Raw genomic sequence first — 23,099 nt, forward strand, 5'->3', positions numbered from 1 at the left:
GTCGATTCAGACGTCACGATAGGACCTCCTTTAGTGTAGCAGATTTGGAGGGGGAAATGTTTTTTTACTGGGTTTGATGTGCGACTTGTTTCTCGTGGTGTAAGAGCCATTCTTTTCGCCATAATCCACCGGCATACCCTGTCAATTTCCCGTTCGATCCGATGACACGATGACAAGGCACGACGATACTCAGTTTGTTGCGTCCGTTCGTCGCACCGACTGCCCGAACAGCCGCAGGTCGCTTCACTCGTTCAGAGAGTTCACGATATGATGTCGTCTCCGCAAAAGGAATTGTCTGTAATGCATCCCAAACTTCCCGCTGAAACGGCGTGCCCACTTGTTCAATAGGAAAGGTGAACGTCATCCTCTCCCCTCGAAAATAAGCATCGAGTTCTTCCTTACACTGTCGCAACACATCAGGTACATTCCCTTCAGGTAATTGCGCCACTTCGCGTTCGACGAATAAGATCGATTGAATGACTTTCTCGGTTCCAATGATTTCGATCACGCCGACCGGCGTCTCCATGTCTAATTTATACGTCTCCATATAATGACCTCCATAAATAGAATGTCGCGTATCCTTCCCAACCTTTCCAGCGCTCCCCGTATCGTTTCACTTCTTCAATCGTCGGCTTTTTAGGCATACCTAATTGATGCTGAATCGCTTGATGCAATCCGACATCCGCGACCGGAAAGGCTGATGCATCCTGAAAACACTTCATCAATACATAGTCCGCCGTCCATGCCCCGACACCTCGTATGGAAAGCAAGCGTTGACGAATATCAGATGAAGATTGCGACTGTAGCGCCGATTTTGATAATGTCCCACCTGTTATTTCTCGTGCAATATCAATGACATACTCCGCTTTCTTTCGACTAAACTGAAGCTCACGTAACGCTTCCGGCTCGAGCAGGGCGACTCGTTCCGCACGTGGGAACGTCCAGTACGTTCTTCCCTCGACGACTCGCTGTTCGCCATATCGTTCGACGAACCGCCGCTTGATCGTATAGGCGAAGGAGAGCGTGATTTGTTGCCCGATGATGGCCCATGTGAGTGCCTCGAACAAATTTGGGAAGCCAATCATCCGTAACCCACGATGCGCTTCAATCAAAGGAGCCAGTAATTCATCTTTTGCACCCATCGCCTCAAACGGTATGAGGTCACGATCAAGGTCTAACCAGTCACGCACTTCACGTTCAATGCTTTCTGTTTCCGTATCCGAGACGTCATCGACCGGGAACAGGATACGAATGTTGTCTTGCTCTCCTTGAAGTTCGACGAGGATCAGGCGTTCCCCGATTCGCATCAGTTTTTGAACCACTCTGTCCGTCGTGACATGGAGTACTTCTTGTTCGGACCGACTTAAAAAGACGAGACATTCATGAAAATCAAACGGTTGTGGAACGTCTAGTAGCAGATTGTTCATATGCCTCCTCCTTTTCGATACATATTCGGTGTGCACCCTTTCACTTGACGGAAGACACGGTAAAAATTCGATGGCGTTTGAAACCCGACCTCATAGCAGACTGTCAGGTTGCTCATCGTGGTCGTTCGTAATAAATAAGCTGCCTTGTCGATACGAAGTCGTTCCAATAGTTGCCTTGGCGTCTCTCCTGTCGCTTGGGTAAACGTCCGCTCCAAATGGAACGGGCTCAATTGGACATGTTCGGCAATCTGTTCGAGGCGAATCGGCTGTTTATAATGGTCCATCAAATACACGGTCACTTGTTGTACGAGCGCTCGGTGTGGGGCATGCTCGACTTCCGGCTGGCATCGCTTGCACGGTCGGAAGCCGTTCGTTTCTGCCTCTTGTCTTGTGATGTAAAAATCAACATTCTCTTTTTTTGGTTTGCGGGAACGGCACGATGGTCGGCAATAAATTCCTGTCGTCTTCACGGCCGTATAAAATACCCCATCATACGTTGCGTCACAAGCGAGCACTTTCGCCCACTTTTCTTCAAATGTCAGCATGTCCACACCCCTCTCTTACTCTCACTGTAGCAAAGATAAAAACAATATTTCGTCCTTTTTCTTGCGCTTACAATCCCCTCATTTGAAACGTTTTACAGATTTCAATCGTATCCTATAGTACGATTTAGTTAGAAGACGCTGTCAGTCATATGACAGATAAGGAGAAAAGCTCATGCGCACTCGTTTTTCATGGAAACAATTAAAATGGCTCGTCCCTATAGCGTTAATCGGTTTGATTTTGATTCAGAGCGGACAGGAGTTAAAAGACCTCTCGCTCGCGACCGCCTTCACAACATTGAAACAACTGACCGGGTGGGAACAGTTCACGCTCATTCTACTCGGTGGATTCGCCGTCCTGACGATGACGGGATACGATTACTTCCTGCTTCGTTCTTTACACATTGAGTTGCCGAAGCGAAAAGTCGTGCAAACGGCATGGATCACGAACTCGATGAACGGGATGCTCGGATTCGGCGGGGTGATTGGGATTGCCCTTCGTACTTCCCTGTACCGTCCTTACACAGATACGAAACGCCTACTCCGTGCAATCGGCTGGATGACACCGACACTCATCAGCGGTCTTTCGATCCTCTCCATCGGTGTGCTTCTCGGAATTTTTCCGGCGGGTTCACTCGTCGGGACGAAACCTTGGATTTGGCCAGTGTTGCTCGCTGTGAGTGCAATGCTCCCGTTATACTTGTTCGTCACCTCACGCCGCTCAAACGTCGGTTGGTCCACGTTGATCGGATACACGCTGACTTCACTTGCCGAATGGGTCACCGCAGGACTTGTCGCCATCTACGCGTTATCGTTACTCGACGGGTCAGCTTCGTTCACCCAACTCTTTGGAGTATTTATCGTCGCCACGGTCGTCGGTGTCGTCTCCCTCGTCCCTGGGGGTGCCGGAACGTTCGATTTACTATATCTTGTCGGAATGACACAATTGGGGATTCATCAAGACATCGTCCTCTCATCTTTGATCATCTACCGATTCGTCTATTTCGTCGTTCCTTTTTTGATTGGACTGTTTCTCGCGGCCATCGCGTTCGGGGACCAGGTCGTCAAACAAATCGAATATCGACCGATCATCGGATCTTCTTATGAGATTGGGACCGTCGTATGGCGCATCGTTTCCCGGACACTCGCGAAGATTGGGCGCTTGACCGGGAGTCTTATTGCCTTGATGAGCAGTCTATTGATTTGGTTCCAGACACTTCTCCCGAGTGTGACACCACTTTATGAAGTGAATCGTTGGTTCGAGTGGATTGGAACGCTCTTCTTATTGAGTGCCGGACTTCTCATGTTCCTGTCCGTATATGGTATGTATGTGCGGACAAAGCGAACGCTCTGGTTACTCAATACGGCGTTCATCTGGGCGACCATCGGGGTCATCGCTCGAGGCTTGAACTTATTCGAAACATTCGTCGTCATCGGTTTCGCAGCTTTCGTCTGGTTGACGCGAAAACGTCACGTTCGATACCGCTCGATTTTAACGACCGGTCGTCTCATTCGAAACCTGTTCTACGTTTTGCTCTATGTGGGCTCTCACGCCCTCTTGCTGCAATCTTTCGCAGGTACCGACGACCTGTTCTTCACATCGCATCAATCCGGTTGGTTGACGGTGTTCCTTCTCCTCTTCACGTCACTCGTAGCAAGTACACTGCTACTCTTGTTCGACCGTTGGAAACGTCCGGTTCTTGGAGAAGCATACGATGAAGATCGAATCAGACAGTTTCAAGCAACACAGCACACATCGAGTGGCTTTGACTTGGCCCATATGGCAGATAAACGCTTCTATATGAACGAGACTGAAAACGCGTGTCTCTTATTTGCAACAGCGCGGAACCATGCGATTGTCCTTGGAGATATCCAAGGTGAACGACAGGCCGCAACTGAACTTTTAACGCGTTTCATTGAAGATGCGGATCGGATTGGGTATATTCCTTTATTTTATCAAATTACACCGAATTGGATGCCACGCCTTCATGATGCCGGCTTCACGTTCTTCAAACTTGGGGAAGAGGCGACGATTGACGTTTCGACCTTCTCATTATCTGGGAAGAAACGTGCAAATATGCGCTCCCTCTACAATCAATTTGAGAAAAAGGGAATCACGTTCGAGACTGTCTGTGAGCCGAGTCTCTTACTGTTACAGGAGTTAAAAGACATCTCAGACGAGTGGATTGGGAATCGAAATGAGAAAGGGTTCTCTCTCGGGTTCTTCGACTACGAAACATTGAGACGTTATCCAATCGCTCTGTTACGAGACGCGGACGGTATCGTTCTCGCCTTCATTTCGTTACTCCGAGGAAATGGGACCCTCTCAATCGATTTGATGCGTTCGAAAAATGAAGCACCTTCTGGAGCAATCGAAGTGTTAATCCTTCACATCATCGAATGGGCGCGTGCGCAAGGTTATGAACACGTCGGACTCGGCGTGGCACCACTTGCCGCCGTTGGTGAGCAGACGTTCTCCCATTGGCCAGAGCGCGTTGCCGCCGATATTTTTGAAAACATCAGCTACATCTATCCGTTCAGCGGATTACGACAGTTTAAGCAAAAGTTCAAACCGTCATGGGAAGGGCGTTATCTCGCATTCCGACAACGTCGTAAACTTCTGCCATCAATCTTACGAACAGCACGACTGATTAGTCGCAAACGTTAAAAAACAGGAATTTCTCACAAGGAGAAATTCCTGTTTTACGTATGATCTTATTTCAACGTCACACTTACGTTATCAATCGTGATGTCATGGGCACCAAGTGGTGATCCTTCTGTGCGTCCCATCAAGAACTTCAATCCTGTCATATCCGTCACCGGCATCGTCACTTCAAACGTATACGTGTTCGTTTCCGGTGTGACCGAAACGACCTCGCTCAAATAGCGATAGTAGCCGGCATTCTCTAATGTCACTTCGAATGAACGAGCGACTGTAGAAGATGCATCGAATTGAACGACGTACGTTTGGTCTTGTTGTAACTCAAGACCGCCTTGCTCCATGAGGACACTCCACGCCTCGTTCCCTTCTTGAGTAATCGAGATACGAGCTGCATCATTCACCGCTTCGACAGCAGCCTGTGCGTCAAAGTGTACATAGGAACCCCAGTTTGTGAAGCCTTCAGTGAATGCTCCGTTTTTAAGTGGAGACGGATCGATATAAACTGGTGTGACGTCGCGCAATTCGACGTCATCGATTTCAATCACACCTTTTTCAGAACCGAGAATGAACTGAAGCTGACTCATAAGGTCAGTTCCGGCTTCCATCGTGAACGGTATTTCATACGTATCGAATGCTTCAGATAGAGCGACACGCTGGAGCGGGAGATAGGCATCTCCATTCGCTCCGTTCAATCCTACTTGAAGACCATCTACACGTTCTGCCCGTGCTTTGAAGCGGAGAATGTATTCATGTCCTTCTTGTAATTGAATGCCTTGCTGCACCAATGTGGCCGGTGCTCCTTTTTTCTTGTTCGTTTCGAAACGGAAGAGACGCTCTACCGGGTCGACCGTTCCCGTCCCTTTCGTGACACCTGGGTCGAACGTCCAATACGTCATACGGTCCATCGCCCCTTGGTCGAACGTACCGTTATACACATGGTTCCCGTCTCCAAGCTTCGGTTTTGTCGCATTCGGATCGAACGCCTCACGAGGCGTCTGCTCGACACGGACGTTCCCGATTTGGACACCAGATGTACTGAGTCCAACGTTGAATTCAAGACGTGCCGCAAGGTCAGTCTCTTCTGTCATATCGAATGTCATCGAGTACGTTTGGACGTCTGTCGTCAAATCAAATGACCCTTCATCTGAATATTTCGCATAGCCTCGGTCTGAACCACCACCGACTTTAACGGCGATCGAACGCGCCGCGTCTGCCTTAGCGTCAAACGTCACTTTATAGTGCCCGCCTTGTCCGAGCGATACGTTTTGAATCAATTGATGCGAGTATGGCTGACTTCCCGCCTGATCAATCGAAATATCGGCAAAACGTGATCCTGCCAAATCGATTACATCGACTGAACCGACACCACCAAAGTCAGGAAGCGCCACATAGTTCCAATATGTCGGGTTGAGTGCCTGCGCACCGTTCGTTACCGTCGTAATCGGTTCTGTATAGTCTTCATCATAGACGAGGTTCCCGTCTTCTAAAGGTTGCTTCGCCCCTTCTGGCAACACGACTTCTTCATCCGAGTACGTCGGCTCGACAGCATCGCGATACTTCCCGTTCTTCAAGTCAAAGACACGGACGTAATCGACTTCCATCTCCGCCGGGAATGGTGTCGTCTCATCGACGTCCCCATCAAACCATCCACCGACTGCCAAGTTCATAATCAAATAAAAATCTTGGTCAAATGGCGCAGGATAGCTATATTTCGATGCTTTGTTCGCTTCTTTCGCATACCAGTCATTTTGTGTCTGATAGAGTTGACCATCTACATACCAACGAATCTCACCAGGCTCCCACTCGACCGCATATGTATGCCAATTGTCGATTCCGTCACCTTCTGCGAAGTGATAGTCTTTCCCCGTGTACTTGTTGTTCGGCCATGTTTCCCCGTAGTGAATGGTTCCAGCGACTTTATCCGGCTGACTGCCCCACGACTCCATGATGTCGATCTCACCAGATGCTGCCCAACCGCCGTAACGGTCCTCTTCTGGTAGCATCCAAAATGCTGGCCAGAGCCCTTTCCCTGTCGGAAGTTTCGCTCGCATCTCATAACGACCGTACGTTTTACTGAACGTACCCTTCGTCGTCAACTTCGCCGATGTATAATCATATGTGCCGAATTGATCCGATGCTTGCTCTTTTTTTGCACGGATGACGAGTTTCCCGTCTTTTACGAAAGCGTTTTCGTTTTTGTCCGTATAAAATTGCTTCTCGTTGTTTCCCCATCCAGCAGCGACCGGATTTCCGTCTTTGTCGACAATCCAGTTCCCCGTTTCAAAGTTCCATTTCGAATGATCGATTTCCGCCTGACTAAACTCATCTGACCAGACAAGTTTCCACTTGGCGTCATCGGCTTTTGAGCTCTTTTCAGCAGGTACTTCTTGTGGCAATGACAAGACGAGACCTGTTCCAAGTGCGAGTGCAACCCATTTCTTCATCATGTGTCCTCCTTCAGAATAAGTGATGGCAATATGTCAGTCCGTTCTTTTGAAAGCGATTTCCGAAAGCGCTTTCGTTATCACCATTATAAAATTTTATCCATCCCAACTTCAACCACTTTTCAGAAGTGAAATCAAAATGACATAAAAAAGCACCGACTCATGTCGATGCTTACACATTTACGAATCTACTTTCACTGCAGCTTTATGATTGATTCCTCCCCATTGCCCTCGCATGGCAAAAAGTAACGGTATCATCGGCGTGTGATACGGTATAAATTCATGCTGTTGAATCATTTGCAGAATCGTCGCTTCATCCGCCCACTTCACAGCCTGCACTTCAGATTCCTGAAGTGTCAGCTCATTCAAATCCACTTCCGCTTCGACGAGGTAAATGTCATCAAATCCTTCGTCGAAGTTGATGGTCAAGTGCGGTCGTGTTTGAGATAAATCGAGTTTCAACCCGATTTCTTCTTCGAGCTCACGCATGGCAGCTTGTTGGCTTGTATCTCCTACAGTCGCACTTCCTCCAACCGTGATGTCCCACATATTGGCCCAACCATCCTTGAACGGTTGACGCTGTTGAATCAACATCTCACCTTTTTTGTTAAAGATACATACATGAATGACGAGATGGTATTCGCCTTCTGGCAAACGACTTCCCCGTTGCCATGTATGACCGGTCTTTTCTCGGTCGACCGTATAGACGTCCCAAAATTCCATTAGATACTCCCCTTTATGTTGCGGCGCTAGATGCCGCTGCTTGATCGGCTTTCGCGCAATCGATGGCCACGACGATGGAGATGAGCAAATGTTCCATCTCCGGTTCTTCGACACGAATCTCGTAACTATCTCCCCACGAGAACCATTTCTTCTGCACACTTCCGATGGATTGTCCGTTCTTCGTCACGTCAAAATCCATGTCCCACCAATCTCCTTGAACATCAATTCCAGCCGCATCGATGGAATATTTCGGTTTGAAGAATGAAAACTCTTTCGAGATGGTCATCATATCTGTGCCGTCCACTTCCACAAAAAACTTCGGCAAGAAACTGAACGTCTTTTTCGTGATTGTTGTGACCGTCTGACCGTTCGTATCTTTGATTTCAAACGACTTCGGAAACTTCATAAAGCTACCTTCGATGAAATATTTGTCATGTCCGTCCGCATCCTTGATGGTGAAGCGCCCGCGTAGACTGAACACTTTTTGTTTCATATAGAGCGTGTGCATAATGATCCCTCCGATTCATATCATACTCTTCTATACGACTATTCCCCGGGAAAGTTTCAACGGAACAAAAATACCGTGCACCTTAAACAAGTGCACGGTTCCATTTCTTGATTATTTAATTTTCCCTTTGTTCTTCAACAAGTTGAAGATCCGTTTCGCCTGATCCGTGTTGTCGCTCATACCAACGAATTTCTCTTGTTGTGGTCCGAACGCATATACTGGTACGTCGTCACCTGTGTGACCGTCCGTCGTCCAGCCCGTTCCCGAACGCTGATCAAAGATTTTCTCGATGGCGTTGTCGATTTTCGTGACGTCATTCGTCTCAGCCGCTTTCTTCACAGAAGCAATCTCTTCAGACGTCAATTCCAAATCGATATTCTCACGTAAGACGGCTTCCACGTCCGCTCCACCTTCGATTTCTTTCGCCATGAAGTCCGGTGTACGTTTCGCTGCTTGAATCGGTGTAGGATCCCAGTTGTAATTTCCGTCCGCTCCGATTGAAATACCACCTGTCGAGTGATCCGCTGTTACAACGACTAACGTTTCACCGTTCTCTTTGGCGAAGTCACGAACGACCTCAAATGCTTGCTCAAAGTCTTTCATCTCACTCATCGCACCGACGACATCATTATCATGTCCGGCCCAGTCGATTTGACTTCCTTCTACCATGAGGAAGAACCCATCATCGTTCCCTTTTAGGCGATCAAGAGCCGAAGTCGTCATGTCCGCAAGACTCGGTTGTTCCTCGTCACGGTCAATCATTTTATCCATGCCCACTTCTGCGAAAAGACCGAGCACTTGCTCGTTGTTGTCTTGCTTCATTTCCTCAGCAGACGTGACATAGCTGTAGCCGTCTTCTTGGAACTGCTTTGCAATATTTCGATCCGAGCGTTCGAAGAATTTCGTTCCGCCTCCGAGCATGACGTCGACTTTATGTTCACCATTAATCAAATCATCGTAGTAATCGTTGGCGATGGCATTCTCACTCTTACGTTGCTCCTCGTGCGCGCCGTAAGAAGCCGGTGTCGCATGCGTGATCTCTGACGTCGCGACAAGTCCTGTCGACATGCCGTTCTCTTTTGCTTGTTCAAGTACCGTTTTCACGTCTGTTTTGTCGTTATCCACAGCGATCGCATTGTTGTATGTCTTTACGCCAGAACTCATCGCTGTCGCCGCTGCGGCCGAGTCTGTTACGTTTTCTTCTTCGTCCTCAGGGTATGTCGATTGCATGCCCACCAAATGTGAATCGAACGCAGTCGGTTCCATTTCTACCGTCTCTTCATTATCGTTCATGTAACGAAGTGCTGTCGTATAAGTCACGCCCATCCCGTCCCCGATCATAAAGATGACGTTTTTCGCTTTATGATTCTTTGAATCCTTTGCTGCTTCTGCTTCGTTTTGTTGCTGAACGCCAACGATGCCCCCGAGTGCAAGCGTCGAAACGACTGCGAGTGGAACGAACTTTTTCATTGTCTTTTTCATCTGTAAACCCTCCCGAATGTTTGCTACTTCTGTAGCGTAACGGACGTTTGTAAAGATACATTTTCAGAATGAATACAGGTATGTATGGTTTTTGTAAAAGAGAATACATAAAAAAGACCCGACTCGATCGTCAGGTCTGTAACGCTGTATGAATAAAAGTATGCAAAGCCTCTTGGCTCGTAATGTGTTCGTTGCACGTTTTACTATCGACACACATATATGTTCCAATCGCTTTATAATAGTCCGGATTTTTTGCTTGTTTCGCTTTCGTAATTGTGACGCAGTACGTCACGTCCGTGAACTGATTACAGAAAGCACATATATTTTTCTTAGTGCTCGTGCTCGGTTTACATACGATACCAATCATCTGACCCTCATATTGGCAAATCATCAACTTTTGATTGGAACGTCCATCATTCCAACTCAAATATGTGAGTCGCCCAAAATCAACATCAGATAACTCCGGTAAGCGAAGCTTCTTCTGTTTCGGGAATAACCCCTTCAGCTGTTCGCCCGTAATGACAGGGAATGGTTGAATCCATTCTCGTAATTGTTGAATATACTCGTCGAACGCTTCGTTCGTCTGTAACGTTGAAAACTGTAACAACTCTACTTGTTCAGCCGTCGCCTGAGGGAATGCATAAATCACTTTCGACTGTGCCAAATCAATGACTGCCCGCAAAACAGAAGGCGGCAGGCTTTGCATTCGACTCTCTTTGACGAGCATCACTTGTTCTTTGATGAGATTATATTGTTCGTTTTGAATAAATGGATGTGACATTTTGTCGCCCCCCTTCCTCAATCCTCAGTTTACAGGAAACGGATTTTCTTTACTGTGTACTCTTTGATTGAGAAGCATAGTCTACCTAAAAAGGTACGACTAGCGAACTAGTCGTACCTCCTTCATGTCGATCGATATACAATCTTTCGAATCGTATGCGTTGCCAAATGATAAGACATCGCTAGACTTTCGATTCGCTCTCCGTTCCGAAACGCTGCGCGTATGGCTTCATTTCGTTCTTCAAGCAATTGCTTGCCTCCGTTGACCGTTCCCCATTTCCGTTTCGTATGGGTCGGGGTTGGTACATATAACGTTTCGCCTTGTACATACTGCTGCACTTCTCGCAGCAAACGTTCTGGCAGGATGTGTTGCGCATTGACGTACTTCATCGTACCTCGCTCCTTATTGAATGAATCCAATCCGATAAGGGAGCAAAGCCAAGTGGTTTATGTTAAATCAAGCGATCAAGGTATTCATTTCGCCCCATGCAAGTGATCGCCTTTCGTCCAAATGGCTTTGCATGAGTGCGTGAAGACCTAGAAAATCGAAGCCGATTTTCCACGGGTATGCGCCTCCTTTGCGATGTGTCGTTCTTTCGATTATAACGGATGCGATGTACCTATCAAAGTAAGGTTCACCCGTTCTTCATACTAAATTCATCCGCAATTGTGAAAGACACGTCCTTCACTTCTAGACCACTCAATGCGAAATAGAGTTGGAGATAGTTATGCTGGTTCAGGAAGAAGACCTGCTTCGTCTGTGCCACCCATTCTCCGTCCGTCCCGTTAAACGTGAACGTCGCACCCGGGATATTGTTCGCAAACAACGTCACCGGCATCTGCGCCAACTCCCCAGCGTTCGAACGGGCCGTCAACGTGATGTCATACGTCCCGGTCTGGTCGACCGAGATGGCGAAGACGTGCGTGTTCCCTGTCGAGGTGTCGATTCCTGACAAATCGACGTGTTCCCCGTTTTCGAGATGCTGATAGTCCAACTCGAATGCGTCCTGTTGATTCGTCTCATCTTCAAAGCCTAGGACCTCGACCGAACCATCATGAATTCCGAGAAGACGCTCCATCGCTGGTGATTTCAATATGAATGAACAAATGTTGCGTGCGCTCCGCAACAATTCACCCCGTGTGACCACCCCATCTTCAAGCGATGCCATCGTATTGTCCTCGAATGAGTTGAGGTCCGGACGGTCGACAACCATATATAAATCGTTTTGCGAGCGGACCATCGCCGCTGTGTTTTGACGGTTGGCCGACTCGTCTTCACGGAAGTTCACCTTTGCCCACCAATCCGTCATGACGATTCCTTCAAAGCCCCACTCGTCACGTAAGATACGTGTGTTTTGATCGTATAATCCGGCCGTCCAAATCCCGTTGACCGCACCATATGTCGTCATAATCGATGAAGCCCGTCCTTCTTTCACGGCCATCTCGAACCCTTTCAAATAAATCTCGCGTAACGCCCGCTCCGAGACGACCGAATCGATATCGTGACGATGCGCCTCCTGGTTGTTGGCGCTGAAGTGTTTGAGCGTTCCTGTCACACCGACACGGTGCATCCCGTTCAATTGAGCAACTGCCATCTTCCCGGTCAAATGCGGGTCTTCCGAGAAGTATTCAAAGTTCCGACCGTTCAACGGGTTGCGATGAATGTTCATACCTGGTCCGAGCAACGTATCGACGCGGTTTTTCCGCATCTCGAGCCCTGTCATCTCGAACAAGTCTTCAACGAGATCAACGTTGAACGTAGAAGCCAAGAGTGTGCCGTTCGGAAGCGCGAACGCCTTCGTCCCGATATCCATGCGAATGCCTGATGGACCGTCGGCACAACACGCCGCTGGAATCTCAAGCTCGTTCAATCGGTCGGACACGCCACCAAACGCCGCTGCCGTCCCCGGTGTGACACGCGGTGAGTTCATCCCTTGTCCGCGAACGATTGTCGCCAAATCCTCATCCGTCAATTGATCTAAGAATGTGTCGAGTGACGCCTTTCCATGATACACATCGCTCAATTTGATCCTTTGGTCACCCGTGAACACTCTAGTCTCAGGGCGTTCTTCCAAATAACGTGTCTCGACGTCAACGGCGCGAAGCGGCGTTGACTCGTAGCCCACTTCAAATCCCTGTTCACCTTGAATCGGTTTCATCCGCTCGAACGGGAGGACAGGCGCCATATTTTCGCTTAACGTCTCGAGGACGCGTTGCTCCTGCTGCTCGACTTCGAAAGCGAGTGAAGCCGAACGCACATCCGTTCCGACATATAAGCGATATGTTCCTGATTCGAGAACGAAGCTCGATTCCTGACCCGTCACGCCAGAGTCGTCGTAGCTCGCAAAATCAGTCATGTGGACGTTAAACGAAAGGGTTTGTCGCTCACCCGGTTCAAGAAGCAATGTTTTCTCGAACGCTACTAAGGACCGGAGCGGATTTCCGAGTTTTCCTTGCGGTTTCTCGACGTAGAGTTGGACGACTTCTTTCCCGTCACACTCACCCGTGTTCGTCACTGCCACCTCAACCGTTAAAACGCCATCGACTTCTGCCGTACGCTTCACTTCAGTATTAAATTTCGTATAAGACAGTCCGAATCCGAACGGGTACAAGACGTCGTCTTTCGCGAACGTTTCAAAGTAGCGGTAACCGACATAGATATCTTCCTGATAAATACCTTTATCCGCGTGACCAAAGTTCTTTGTCGACGGGTAATCCTCGATGGATTTGGCAATCGTATCCGTCAGTTTCCCGGAAGGACTCACGTCTCCGACAAGCACGTCGACGAGTCCTTTTCCTCCTTCCATCCCTCCTTGCCATGCATAGAGGATGGCACTCGGCTCATTCGCCCACTTCATGTCGATGATGTTCCCAACGTTTAACACGACGACCGTCTTGTTGAAGCGCTTCGTCACGCGCTCGATCATCGCGTGTTCGATATCCGTCAATAAGTAACTGCCCGGGTCAGCCGTGTTGTCACGGTCTTCCCCTGCCGTACGTCCTATCATGATGAGGGCAACATCTGACTCCTGCGCAGCTTGGTCGACGAGTTCATCCGATACGTCCATCTCCTGTTGCGACCACGGTTCACCTGCCCAACCGACACCTTGGTCGAACGGGTTCTCTTGCACCCACTCTTCATACGTCGCATAAAGCGATTCATTGATGTGAATGTCTGTACGTTCACGTAGTTCCTCGAGCGGTGTCGTGACATGTCCGACGTTCACCATCCCGCCTGAACCGGTACCGCTCTTATAGTAATGGAACTGGCTACGTCCAAATACGGCGAGCTTCGTCCCTGACTGTAATGGGAGGGTCTGTTCGTTTTTGACCAATACGACCCCTTCTGCGACCGCTTGACGCGCCAATTCCTCATAACGTTTCCAATCCAATGTATACTGTTTCATTTCGTCAGCTCCTTAAGTCCTTTTGCGATTTCATTCATACAATCTTCTGCCTGTGGGTAGTCTCCTAATTTGTCCATAAAGGCATGATCCATACCCCGATATTGAATCAGTCGAGTCGGAATACCAGCTTCTGAAAGTTTTCGGGCATATGCCTCCCCTTCAAGTCGTAAGTAATCGTACTCGGCTGTCACAATCAAGGCTGGCGGTAAAGTCGTGACGTCCTCTGCCAAAAGTGGTGAGACGAGTGGATGCGTGACATCCGTCTTCCCTTGAAGGTAGAGGTCATTTAGTAGCGAATCTGGATCTGCAAGAGCGAATACGACACCTCGAATCAGGTCGTGATGGTGTGAGATATCGTACGCATCGAGTGTCCATTCAAAATCATCTGTCGGAATCGATCCCAGATTGACGACGGGATAGACGAGTGCTTGATAACAAATGCGCCCCTCCCCTCGTTCTTTCTCCATCAGACAACAAGCGGTCGCCAAATTCCCTCCGGCACTGTCTCCGGCGACGGCGATTTGGTCACGGATGACGTTCAACTCCGTCGCGTTGGCGTATACCCATTCAAAGGCGCCGTAGCAGTCATTCAATCCGGCCGGGAACGGATGCTCCGGGGCGAGACGATAATCGACGGAGATGACGACCGCGTTCGCCTGTTCCGCCAGCAATTTACAAGGATTCTCGACCGTATCGAGCGTTCCTCCGAAGAACCCGCCACCATGGAAGAAGAGAATCGCCGGGATTGCTTCGGTATGATGCGGGCGATACAAACGGACCGGAATATCCCCGTCCTCACTAGGAATCATGAGATGCTTGGTTTTGATATCAGTCGTCGTCCGATCCTGATTCAGCCAACCCATACTGGCACGTGCCGCCTCGAGGTCAAATGCTGTATCCGGTTCATCGTGTGAAGAATGATTTGCGGTCAGCTTTTCGAACACGCGTGGGTCGAGATCACCGGTGCGGTCTGAATCCGGTATGGGTTTGATGATGGTTTCGAGATGGTTCGCGTGCGTTCGATATTGGCTTTGTTGAAGGTGTTGGACGAGATATTTATAATCGGATTCCATTATGTAAGCCCCTTTCTTTCAACATTTCTGAACCCGATAAAATATTGTTAATGGATAAAGTTGTACATCGGCTCATCGCATGATACGTTGTTGGAACAGATCACTAAAGGAGTGTTATTGATGTATAACTGCGTCAGCTGCAATAAATCATTGAACGAACATGAGGTCATCCATACAGATGAACTCGGTCATTTCGGTGATCCAATCAAGCATTATTGCGATGCTTGCTTCATTGAGGGAGCAAAAATCGGTTTTCACAAGATGGAGATTGGTTGCTGCACAGCATGCCAACAACCGTTCGTTTTACAATTTGATCAGGAAGAAACCGCTAGCCTAGCTCGTGAAGATGGAACGGTTCATTACATATGCCCTCAATTGCTAGAAGCATATCAACAACAAAATGAAGAGCTGATCGAACAGTTAGAAGATGTTCATGACCAGTTTATTTTTTATGTGATTCAACCCGACCCGACGTTGCCTGACTTCGGATAATGGATTCTCATTCGCTTTCCTACCGTCTTTCGGTCTATAATGGACTGTATTGCAAATAGACATTGAAATTTTCTGAAGCAGAAGTTTTCACGAAAGAATGAGGTTACCCATGAACAAACAGCAATTTACGGATTATCGCCTGAGCGACGAGATTACTCGTGCGTTAGGCATTATGAAATACGAATCACCGACCGAAGTACAACAGCAGGTCATCCCCCGTGCTCTCGAGCGCGAAGACTTGATCGTCAAAGCACAGACGGGAAGCGGAAAGACAGCTGCTTTCGGGATTCCGGTCATCGAGCTCATCGATTGGGCCGAAAACAAACCCCAAGTCCTCGTCTTGACACCGACACGCGAACTCGCCGTTCAAGTACGGGAAGACATGACGAACATCGGACGTTTCAAACGAATCAAAGCGACTGCCGTCTACGGGAAAGAACCGTTCTCGAAACAGCGTGAAGAGTTGAAGCAAAAGACACATATCGTTGTCGGTACACCTGGTCGCGTCATGGACCACATCGAGCGCGAAACCCTCTCACTCGACCGCATCGAATACTTGATCATCGATGAAGCGGACGAGATGCTCAATCGCGGATTCCTCGCCGACGTTGAGAAGATTCTTCAACAGTTACCGAAAGATCGCGTCACAATGGTCTTCTCAGCGACATTCCCACAAGATATCGAACGTCTCTGCCAGAAGCATATGAATGCTCCGGCACGTGTCGCAATCGAGTCGACAGGTATGACGGCTTCGACAATCGAACACCGTTTACTTCCCGTTCATCGGAACGAGAAACTTGCTGTCCTTCAAGACATCACGGTCGTCGAAAACCCGGATAGCTGTATGATTTTCTGCCGTACGAAAGAGAACGTCGATACGGTGTACGCTGAGCTCGACAAAGCCGGTTACTCGGCTGAACGTCTTCACGGCGGACTTGAGCAAGAGGACCGTTTCGCCGTCATGAACGGCTTCAAGATGGGTAACTTCCGCTACCTCGTGGCGACAGACGTCGCAGCACGTGGAATCGATGTCGACAACGTCGAACTCGTCATCAATTATGACGTTCCTGTCGAAAAGGAGAGTTACGTGCACCGGACGGGGCGTACCGGACGTGCCGGCAAACAAGGAACAGCTATCACGCTCATGACCCGACAGGAAGAACGTCTCATCGGAGCCATTGAATCATACGTTCAATTCGAGATTCCGATGATCGATGCTCCGACGGAAGCGGAAGTAGCGGCTAACCAAGATGCCTTTGAGCAAAAGTTGAGCGGACGACGCGTCGTTCGCAACAACAAGACAGCTCGCATCAACCAGGACATCATGAAGCTCCACTTCAGTGGCGGGAAGAAGAAAAAACTTCGCGCTGTCGACTTCGTTGGAACGATTGCCAAAATTCCTGGCGTATCTGCTGACGACATCGGGATCATCACGATCAATGACCAAATGACATACGTCGATATCCTTAACGGAAAAGGCTCGATTGTCCTTCAAGCGATGGAAACGACTCCTGTCAAAGGGAAGAAACTTAAAGTGAGCAAAGCACGTAAATAATGCAGATTCAGCCTCAAAGATGATATTCGTCTTTGAGGTTTTTTATTACTTCGTAATAACCGAAAGCGCTTTCGATAAATATTAAAAAAATATGGGCTTCGGAAAACGTTTTCACCTGCATCATACCTGTATCAAATCTCAAATTCAACCTTCCTCACTCGATTGTCAAAAAAGAGCCCAATCTGTCGTTTGGGCTCAGTCTTCCAAGTGAAGAAAATCAAATTTTGAGTCGATGGTTGAACTGTGGCTCGTTTGATGAATCGATTCGTCACGACTCACGAGATATGTGTACTCAGCATCCGGTTCTGTCGAAAATTTCACGAACAATGTATGAGGATTCATACTCTCAAATCCGTCCTCCCCATAAGGAATAGAGCGGACGGTGATGGTTTCGGTTGGATATCGATCCTTGAGATACGCTTCGAGCACTATTTTTTCTTCCTGCACCTGTTGATTCACCCAATAAGGACGAACTGCATAGAATATTCCGTACGCTAATACACAACACACCGTCGCGACCCGTATACGCCTGCGCCATTTCCCATGAAATTGAAACGACAGCAAAACCAATACAACTACGATGGCGAACACAATCAACAGATCAATCAACTCGAGCGGATGCATCGATTTTCCCCCAGTCAGTCTAGCGACTCTTCAGAGATGAGCTTGAATCCTTCAATCTCTGTCTCTTCCTCCACTTCGATCAACAAGCATGGTTTTCCTTTATAGTTCACTTGCTTCACGTATTTCAGATCTTGTGGACTGACGGAAATGTTGGCGACTTTCGTATTGATTTTAATCGATTTTGACGTATATTTTGGAACGACGCTCGTCGCTTTCATCTCATATTTCGTGTCATCGACGACTTGTTTGAACGCCTGCTCGACTTTTTCTGTCGTCACATCTTCCACACCGCTCGCCCGAAGGACGACCTCGACCGCACGAGAGTCGAGCATTGCGACCCTCTCTTCTTCCTGTTCGTTCTCTTCTTCGGCGACAATGATTTGATTGATCTCATCATAAACGGTCGCGAGCGTACGGGAATTGACTTCTTCTCCGATGACCGCTTTCACGACTTCTTCAAAGACCGCCTTCTCTTCCACTGCCGTAACGATTTCCGAACCGTTCAGCACGTTCTCAATGAACGTCATATCCGGTTGGTGCGCTTTATTTGCCGAGTAGAGGACATGGTTCACATCGGCCGCATTATCGGTGAAACACGGGAATAAGAATCCACCGATTGGCGCCTCGAGTTTGATGATTGGATTTACAATCAAGCTGGCTTTGAATTCACGCTCGACGAAGTCAAAGACGAGTGACTTTTTCGGAAGTTCTGTCGGGCTGATACTGCCGAGGATGAACTTCGTCGTATACACTTCATCGTTCGCGTGAATCTCAGACTCTTCCGAATACCGGTTCGTCGGCTTATTGTAATTACCCCGGATGAACGTCACGACCATGTCTTTTTCAAATGGCGTGTCTTTCACCATCTTCAAGGCGATACGCTGCATATAGTCCGTCCATACGTCTGTCTCTTCCGTACGAAGTCCTTCATACAGCAATCCTTGCGTATGGTCGACTTGACCTTCCTCCGGATATTGGAACTTCACTTCGAATAACTTTTCATCGAGTTTCCCACCGAGCACTTTTTTGAAGTTCGTCAAAAACAGTTCCTGCTGTTCTTCTTCTAAGAACGGGAACGGACGCAACTCTTCGTAGTAAATCTCATTCGTTTCCTGTCGGATGTAAATCGTATATAAGTCAGCAATCTTCAGCTTCGTCGCATTCACTTTAAACTGTCGGCTAATCGCCGCAATCTCTTTCTTGTTCATTCCATCCACCTCTTCTTTTCTCTAAATCCATGTCATTCATTATACCAGTCCTGATCGCTCACTAGTTCCAAAGAAATAACACCAGGTCGTTCATTAATGCTAGAGAAGGATTTGCGATAGTCTTTCTAATCATTTTGCAGATTTTCACACTTTTTCAAAATCGTCCTGTGTATGATCAAGTTGAATTTATTGCGTGATGTTTGTCTCACTTTTTGGTTGATGAAAGGTTGCCCACTTGCTTCGACAAGTGTTCATTCCAAATACATAGTAGGAGGCTTTTTATGTTGAAGAAACTCATGTCTGTCGCACTCGTCACATTGCTTGTTTGGATTTCCGCGTCATTTGACGCGACACCGGTCTCTGCTTTCCCGCCTAATATCCCTTCGAAAGCGGATGCGCTCACGAAACTGAATGCGCTCACGGTCAAAAATGAAGGGTCGATGACAGGATACAGTCGGGACCTCTTCCCGCACTGGTCGAGTCAAGGAAGTGGTTGTAACACGCGTCACATCGTCTTGAAACGGGACGCTGATTCGGTCGTCGACCAATGTCCCGTAACGACGGGCTCATGGTACAGTTACTATGACGGTTTGACGTTCACGTCGGCATCTGACATCGATATCGACCACGTTGTCCCGCTCGCTGAAGCATGGCGCTCTGGCGCAAGCAGCTGGACGACAACCAAACGTCAAAGCTTTGCGAACGACTTGAACGGTCCTCAGTTGATCGCGGTGTCCGCTTCATCGAACCGCTCAAAAGGAGACCAAGACCCGTCGACATGGCAACCACCTCGCACCGGCGCGCGTTGTGCATATGCGAAGATGTGGGTCGAGACGAAAAGCCGTTGGGGCTTGAGCCTTCAATCGTCAGAGAAGTCCGCACTCACGACAGCCATCAACGCTTGTATTTATTGAGACAGAAAAGGAGTCATTCATGAACAAACTTACTTCTACATTCAAGGCAACCCACGGTGTCATGACGGAAGAAGTCGGTGTCATCAGTGGCGAATTGGAATTGACGACGGCGTGTCAGGAAGATGGTTCCTTGACCCTTCACATCACATACGTCGGGGCAAAAGACCTGTACACGCTCCCCGGGAGTCCATATCAGCTGCATGATCCGAACGACCATGACGTCATTCATCAAATGCTCGTGAACATTCTCGAGCGGACATAAAAATGAAGGAGTCCATCACTCGATTTTAAGGATGGACCCCTTCTTTTCATGTTCCTGAAATCTATTTAGTTCTGTTGCTGCTTTGCATCTACTTCTCGAATAATCGCGAGTGCCTCTTCATAAGACTGTCGCAACTCATCCGGCATGTCTTGAACATACTCTCCAGCACGTACCCGAATCGACTCTTCTCGCATGAGCGCTTCGATGTATGCGTCATATTCGTCAGTAGTCAACACATCACGTGCACTTAGCTGGTTGTTCAATTGATCGAAGTATGGCTGAATGTCGGCAAGTGCCTGCTTCACTTCCGCTCGTTCCGTTTTCGGAATTGCTTCATAATCAACGTTTCCATTCGCATTTCCATAGGCGATTCGCGTATCCGTGAAGACACTCAGACCTTGCTTGAACTCCTCATACTCTGCCTCACCGAGTACCCCTTTCGCTTGATTCAATTTAGCATCCAATAACAAATATTTCTCTAAAGTAGCGCTGACGATATGTACCTTCATCTCATCAAACGAACCGTATAACTCATCTGCAAGCAGGGATTGATAGGCGAATGCACCAGTCGGGATGAGTAGTGCCGCCGCGATTCCGACCGTCATCAACCGCCGACGGATAAATCCTGGTTCCCGGCGCATTTCTTGTTTCGCTCGCTTCACACCTTGGCGACTCCGCTCACGCAGTTCACTTGGGATTTCGATGTCCGCCAACATTCGTTTCATCTCATGATTCATAGCAATCGGCCTCCTTCCATTCACGTCTCAATTTAGCTACAGCTCGATATAAAGTTGTCTTCACCGTACCGATCGGCCATTCCAATAAATCTGAGATTTGTTGAAACGTATAGTCTTGGTAATACTTCAGTACGATCACACTGCGTTCGTCCTCATGAAGGGACTTCATCATGTCAGCTAGTGTCATCGTCATCGCAAGATCTGTTTGTTCACTCCCGAAAGCCTCTTCCACATCTGCATTCAAGTGAATCACGTTCTGTCTTTTTTTCATCACATCGAGTGCACAGTTGATGGTGATTTTCATCAGCCACGTCTTCAAAAATTGCGGTTCCCGTAACGTCCCGATTTTTTTAAAAGCTTGGTAAGCGACTTCTTGCACAACGTCTAGCGCATCGTCCGGATTCTTGACGTACACGTAGGCCATCCGATATAGGTCTTCCTCGTAATGCTGAAAGATCTTTAAGAATGCTTGGTCATTGCCTCGCTGCGCTTTCTGAATGAGACGTTTCATCGAACGTCCCCCCTTTTCGTTTTTTCCCTTACACTTATTAGACATGAAACTCATGCATTTAGCTTTATTCATTTGGGAAAAAATGAAAAAGGCATCTCGAAGAGACACCTTTGTTAATTAAACGGTCTGATATTTTGTTAATAAGTCTTTCGGTATGTGACAATAATCGTCCGGACAACGCGTCAAGCGGTCCTGATGCTCGTCCGCACTTCGCACATAGTTCGTGAGCGGTTTGACTTCAACAGCGATTCGTTCTGCATCCGCGCGCCGATCAATAAACGCTTGCGCCTCCATCAAGTGCCGTGACTCCTCACTGTAGACGCCCGTTCGATACTTCTCCCCGACATCGATTCCTTGTTTGTTAACGCTATATGGATCAATGATTTCGAACAAGTAATGCATCAAATCTTCGACCGTCACTACGTCCGGATCGAACGTAGTTTTGACACACTCTGCGTAACCGTCATACTCTCCATCTAACGTACCGGTCGTCCCGTTCGCGCGTCCTGCTTCAGTTGAAAGGACACCAGGTAACGTCTTCACAAACTCCTGGACACCCCATAGACATCCGCCTGCTAAATAGATCGTTTCGATGTGAATCACTCCCCGTCTATTTGAATCTTTTCTAAAGCATACACGTAATGATGAGAGAAGGGAGGGATTTGATTGAATAAACAACGTTTTCTCACCACATTGACCAGCTCCATTATCCTCTTTGTTGCCATGATCTTTATTTTTCGTAACGACTATTCTCTATTCGCTGAAATGGCAATCATCTTTCTAGCGGTCGTCATCGGCCAAACAATCCTCGAACGACTATTTCGACGCTTTGCGGAGCAACGGGTATCTAATAAAACCGTATTCGTCTCATTCCTGTCGATGCTAGTGATATTATGGACGTTCGCAGGCATTCTTTTTGATTGAATATATAGCTTCAATCGCAATAAATTCTCATCGTTTATGTATGATTTAAAAACGTTTTAATCAACTTTCGGATTGCTTCTACAATTAAATGTGGCTCATCTCTTTGAATATAATGTGCGCTCTGCTCTGCAATTACAAACGTGGCATTTGAAGATATTCCCGTCATTTCTTTTTGTAAGACATTCCACAGCCTCTGATTTTCTGCGGAATAAAAGTCTTTCTTTCCTGCTGATATGATTGTTGTCGGGATTGAAAGATCAAGATTTGCTTGTTTCACTTGGTGCAAACTTTCCATAAATTCATCATAGTTCCCTTCCCGCACAAATTGCTTGGAGTATACGTTTTGAAACTCTCGTGACATGGTCGGAAGAAATCGTTCTCGATAGTCGCTCGGCGTCGTGTCTACTAGCACTAGACCCACTACCTCATCTCGATATTCAGATGCGAACAATTGCATATTGACGCCTCCAAATGAATGACCGACCAAAATGAACGGAGATGCTATATCCAACTGTTTAATTAGTTGGTGCAATTCTCGAACCATCTCCTTACTGGTTCTTCGATTCGTACTGGTCCCGCTTTTGCCTAGACCTGCCCTGTCATAAAGAAGGACATTGGCATATGTCGACACTTCATCCGCCACCTGTCTCCAAGTCGTAGAGTCATCGCCATATCCTGCATCCATGATGATTGTCACTGACTTTGAATGTTGTTGAATATACTCAACATATAACTCACAGTCATGGATTTTTACCATTTGCTGATTGTTCATGGTTTCCCCCTTCACTTCGTCCCTTTCGCTATCATATAGCATAAAAAAATTG

At 47.8% G+C, this 23,099-nt stretch carries 23 protein-coding genes; 6 read left to right on the forward strand and 17 right to left on the reverse strand.

Annotated elements, in window-relative coordinates; genetic code table 11:
* Positions 1-64: 64 nt before the first annotated feature.
* The 3 genes from AC5LIL_RS14395 to AC5LIL_RS14405 are packed head-to-tail and all read right to left on the reverse strand — an operon-like array spanning position 65 to position 1,972.
* Positions 65-547, reverse strand: a complete 483-nt coding sequence (locus AC5LIL_RS14395; protein WP_499824477.1) for a methylated-DNA--[protein]-cysteine S-methyltransferase — start codon at positions 545-547, stop codon at positions 65-67.
* A complete protein-coding gene (locus AC5LIL_RS14400) occupies positions 534-1,427 on the reverse strand; it encodes a DNA-3-methyladenine glycosylase family protein (protein ID WP_499824478.1) in 894 nt (297 codons plus the stop codon). The genes AC5LIL_RS14395 and AC5LIL_RS14400 overlap by 14 nt, the downstream gene beginning before the upstream one ends.
* Positions 1,424-1,972 (reverse strand): bifunctional transcriptional activator/DNA repair enzyme AdaA, encoded by a 549-nt coding sequence (locus tag AC5LIL_RS14405; RefSeq protein WP_499824479.1) that lies wholly within the window; start codon positions 1,970-1,972, stop codon positions 1,424-1,426. The genes AC5LIL_RS14400 and AC5LIL_RS14405 overlap by 4 nt, the downstream gene beginning before the upstream one ends.
* Positions 1,973-2,144: 172 nt before the next feature.
* Between AC5LIL_RS14405 and mprF the strand changes: the two genes are divergently transcribed.
* On the forward strand, positions 2,145-4,637 hold the full coding sequence (gene mprF / locus AC5LIL_RS14410; protein ID WP_499824480.1) for a bifunctional lysylphosphatidylglycerol flippase/synthetase MprF: 2,493 nt from the start codon (positions 2,145-2,147) through the stop codon (positions 4,635-4,637).
* A gap of 47 nt (positions 4,638-4,684) precedes the next feature.
* Here the strand turns inward: mprF and AC5LIL_RS14415 are convergent, their stop codons facing one another.
* From AC5LIL_RS14415 to AC5LIL_RS14450, 8 genes are all read right to left on the reverse strand, one after another.
* Positions 4,685-7,075 carry a carbohydrate binding domain-containing protein gene (locus tag AC5LIL_RS14415; protein ID WP_499824481.1) on the reverse strand — a complete coding sequence of 797 codons (2,391 nt, stop codon included), beginning with the start codon at positions 7,073-7,075 and terminating at the stop codon, positions 4,685-4,687.
* A gap of 180 nt (positions 7,076-7,255) precedes the next feature.
* Positions 7,256-7,798: an NUDIX hydrolase gene (locus AC5LIL_RS14420; RefSeq protein WP_499824482.1), complete on the reverse strand. Its 543-nt coding sequence runs from the start codon at positions 7,796-7,798 to the stop codon at positions 7,256-7,258.
* Positions 7,799-7,811: 13 nt separating this feature from the next.
* On the reverse strand, positions 7,812-8,306 hold the full coding sequence (locus AC5LIL_RS14425) for an LURP-one-related/scramblase family protein (protein ID WP_499824483.1): 495 nt from the start codon (positions 8,304-8,306) through the stop codon (positions 7,812-7,814).
* A 111-nt stretch (positions 8,307-8,417) separates the two neighbouring features.
* Entirely contained in the window at positions 8,418-9,788 is a 1,371-nt protein-coding gene (locus AC5LIL_RS14430; RefSeq protein WP_499824484.1) for an alkaline phosphatase, read from the reverse strand.
* A 130-nt stretch (positions 9,789-9,918) separates the two neighbouring features.
* Complete coding sequence (locus AC5LIL_RS14435; RefSeq protein ID WP_499824485.1) at positions 9,919-10,569, reverse strand: FusB/FusC family EF-G-binding protein; 651 nt, start codon at positions 10,567-10,569, stop codon at positions 9,919-9,921.
* A gap of 122 nt (positions 10,570-10,691) precedes the next feature.
* Entirely contained in the window at positions 10,692-10,958 is a 267-nt protein-coding gene (locus AC5LIL_RS14440) for a CD3324 family protein (RefSeq protein ID WP_499824486.1), read from the reverse strand.
* Positions 10,959-11,203: 245 nt separating this feature from the next.
* Positions 11,204-13,975 carry a glycoside hydrolase family 3 protein gene (locus AC5LIL_RS14445; RefSeq protein ID WP_499824487.1) on the reverse strand — a complete coding sequence of 924 codons (2,772 nt, stop codon included), beginning with the start codon at positions 13,973-13,975 and terminating at the stop codon, positions 11,204-11,206.
* The gene (locus AC5LIL_RS14450; protein ID WP_499824488.1) at positions 13,972-15,048 is read right to left on the reverse strand and encodes an alpha/beta hydrolase; all 1,077 of its coding nucleotides are present in this window, start codon (positions 15,046-15,048) and stop codon (positions 13,972-13,974) included. The genes AC5LIL_RS14445 and AC5LIL_RS14450 overlap by 4 nt, the downstream gene beginning before the upstream one ends.
* 120 nt (positions 15,049-15,168) lie before the next feature.
* Between AC5LIL_RS14450 and AC5LIL_RS14455 the strand changes: the two genes are divergently transcribed.
* On the forward strand, positions 15,169-15,540 hold the full coding sequence (locus AC5LIL_RS14455) for a hypothetical protein (protein ID WP_499824490.1): 372 nt from the start codon (positions 15,169-15,171) through the stop codon (positions 15,538-15,540).
* Positions 15,541-15,649: 109 nt separating this feature from the next.
* Positions 15,650-17,095 carry a DEAD/DEAH box helicase gene (locus AC5LIL_RS14460; protein WP_214696591.1) on the forward strand — a complete coding sequence of 482 codons (1,446 nt, stop codon included), beginning with the start codon at positions 15,650-15,652 and terminating at the stop codon, positions 17,093-17,095.
* A gap of 195 nt (positions 17,096-17,290) precedes the next feature.
* On the opposite strand, the gene AC5LIL_RS14465 is transcribed toward AC5LIL_RS14460, so the two are convergent.
* Together AC5LIL_RS14465 and AC5LIL_RS14470 are read right to left on the reverse strand one after the other, a co-directional pair.
* On the reverse strand, positions 17,291-17,719 hold the full coding sequence (locus tag AC5LIL_RS14465; RefSeq protein ID WP_214785452.1) for a hypothetical protein: 429 nt from the start codon (positions 17,717-17,719) through the stop codon (positions 17,291-17,293).
* A 14-nt stretch (positions 17,720-17,733) separates the two neighbouring features.
* Complete coding sequence (locus AC5LIL_RS14470; RefSeq protein ID WP_499824492.1) at positions 17,734-18,927, reverse strand: DUF4317 domain-containing protein; 1,194 nt, start codon at positions 18,925-18,927, stop codon at positions 17,734-17,736.
* 281 nt (positions 18,928-19,208) lie between these two features.
* Between AC5LIL_RS14470 and AC5LIL_RS14475 the strand changes: the two genes are divergently transcribed.
* Both AC5LIL_RS14475 and AC5LIL_RS14480 read left to right on the forward strand, forming a co-directional pair.
* On the forward strand, positions 19,209-19,841 hold the full coding sequence (locus AC5LIL_RS14475; protein WP_214875893.1) for an HNH endonuclease family protein: 633 nt from the start codon (positions 19,209-19,211) through the stop codon (positions 19,839-19,841).
* Between the two features lie 19 nt (positions 19,842-19,860).
* Entirely contained in the window at positions 19,861-20,103 is a 243-nt protein-coding gene (locus AC5LIL_RS14480) for a hypothetical protein (RefSeq protein ID WP_499824493.1), read from the forward strand.
* A gap of 65 nt (positions 20,104-20,168) precedes the next feature.
* Here the strand turns inward: AC5LIL_RS14480 and AC5LIL_RS14485 are convergent, their stop codons facing one another.
* From AC5LIL_RS14485 to AC5LIL_RS14495, 3 genes are all read right to left on the reverse strand, one after another.
* Positions 20,169-20,840, reverse strand: coding sequence for a DUF3600 domain-containing protein (locus AC5LIL_RS14485; RefSeq protein WP_499824494.1), 672 nt, complete (start codon positions 20,838-20,840; stop codon positions 20,169-20,171).
* Positions 20,830-21,351: a sigma-70 family RNA polymerase sigma factor gene (locus tag AC5LIL_RS14490; RefSeq protein WP_499824495.1), complete on the reverse strand. Its 522-nt coding sequence runs from the start codon at positions 21,349-21,351 to the stop codon at positions 20,830-20,832. Before AC5LIL_RS14490 ends, AC5LIL_RS14485 begins: the two co-directional genes overlap by 11 nt.
* Before the next feature lie 117 nt (positions 21,352-21,468).
* Complete coding sequence (locus AC5LIL_RS14495) at positions 21,469-21,945, reverse strand: peptide-methionine (S)-S-oxide reductase (RefSeq protein WP_499825371.1); 477 nt, start codon at positions 21,943-21,945, stop codon at positions 21,469-21,471.
* A gap of 72 nt (positions 21,946-22,017) precedes the next feature.
* Between AC5LIL_RS14495 and AC5LIL_RS14500 the strand changes: the two genes are divergently transcribed.
* The gene (locus tag AC5LIL_RS14500) at positions 22,018-22,275 is read left to right on the forward strand and encodes a hypothetical protein (protein WP_499824496.1); all 258 of its coding nucleotides are present in this window, start codon (positions 22,018-22,020) and stop codon (positions 22,273-22,275) included.
* A gap of 34 nt (positions 22,276-22,309) precedes the next feature.
* Here the strand turns inward: AC5LIL_RS14500 and AC5LIL_RS14505 are convergent, their stop codons facing one another.
* On the reverse strand, positions 22,310-23,047 hold the full coding sequence (locus tag AC5LIL_RS14505; RefSeq protein ID WP_499824497.1) for an alpha/beta fold hydrolase: 738 nt from the start codon (positions 23,045-23,047) through the stop codon (positions 22,310-22,312).
* Between the last annotated feature and the right edge of the window lie 52 nt (positions 23,048-23,099).

It is taken from the genome of Exiguobacterium sp. RM11, from assembly GCF_059821525.1.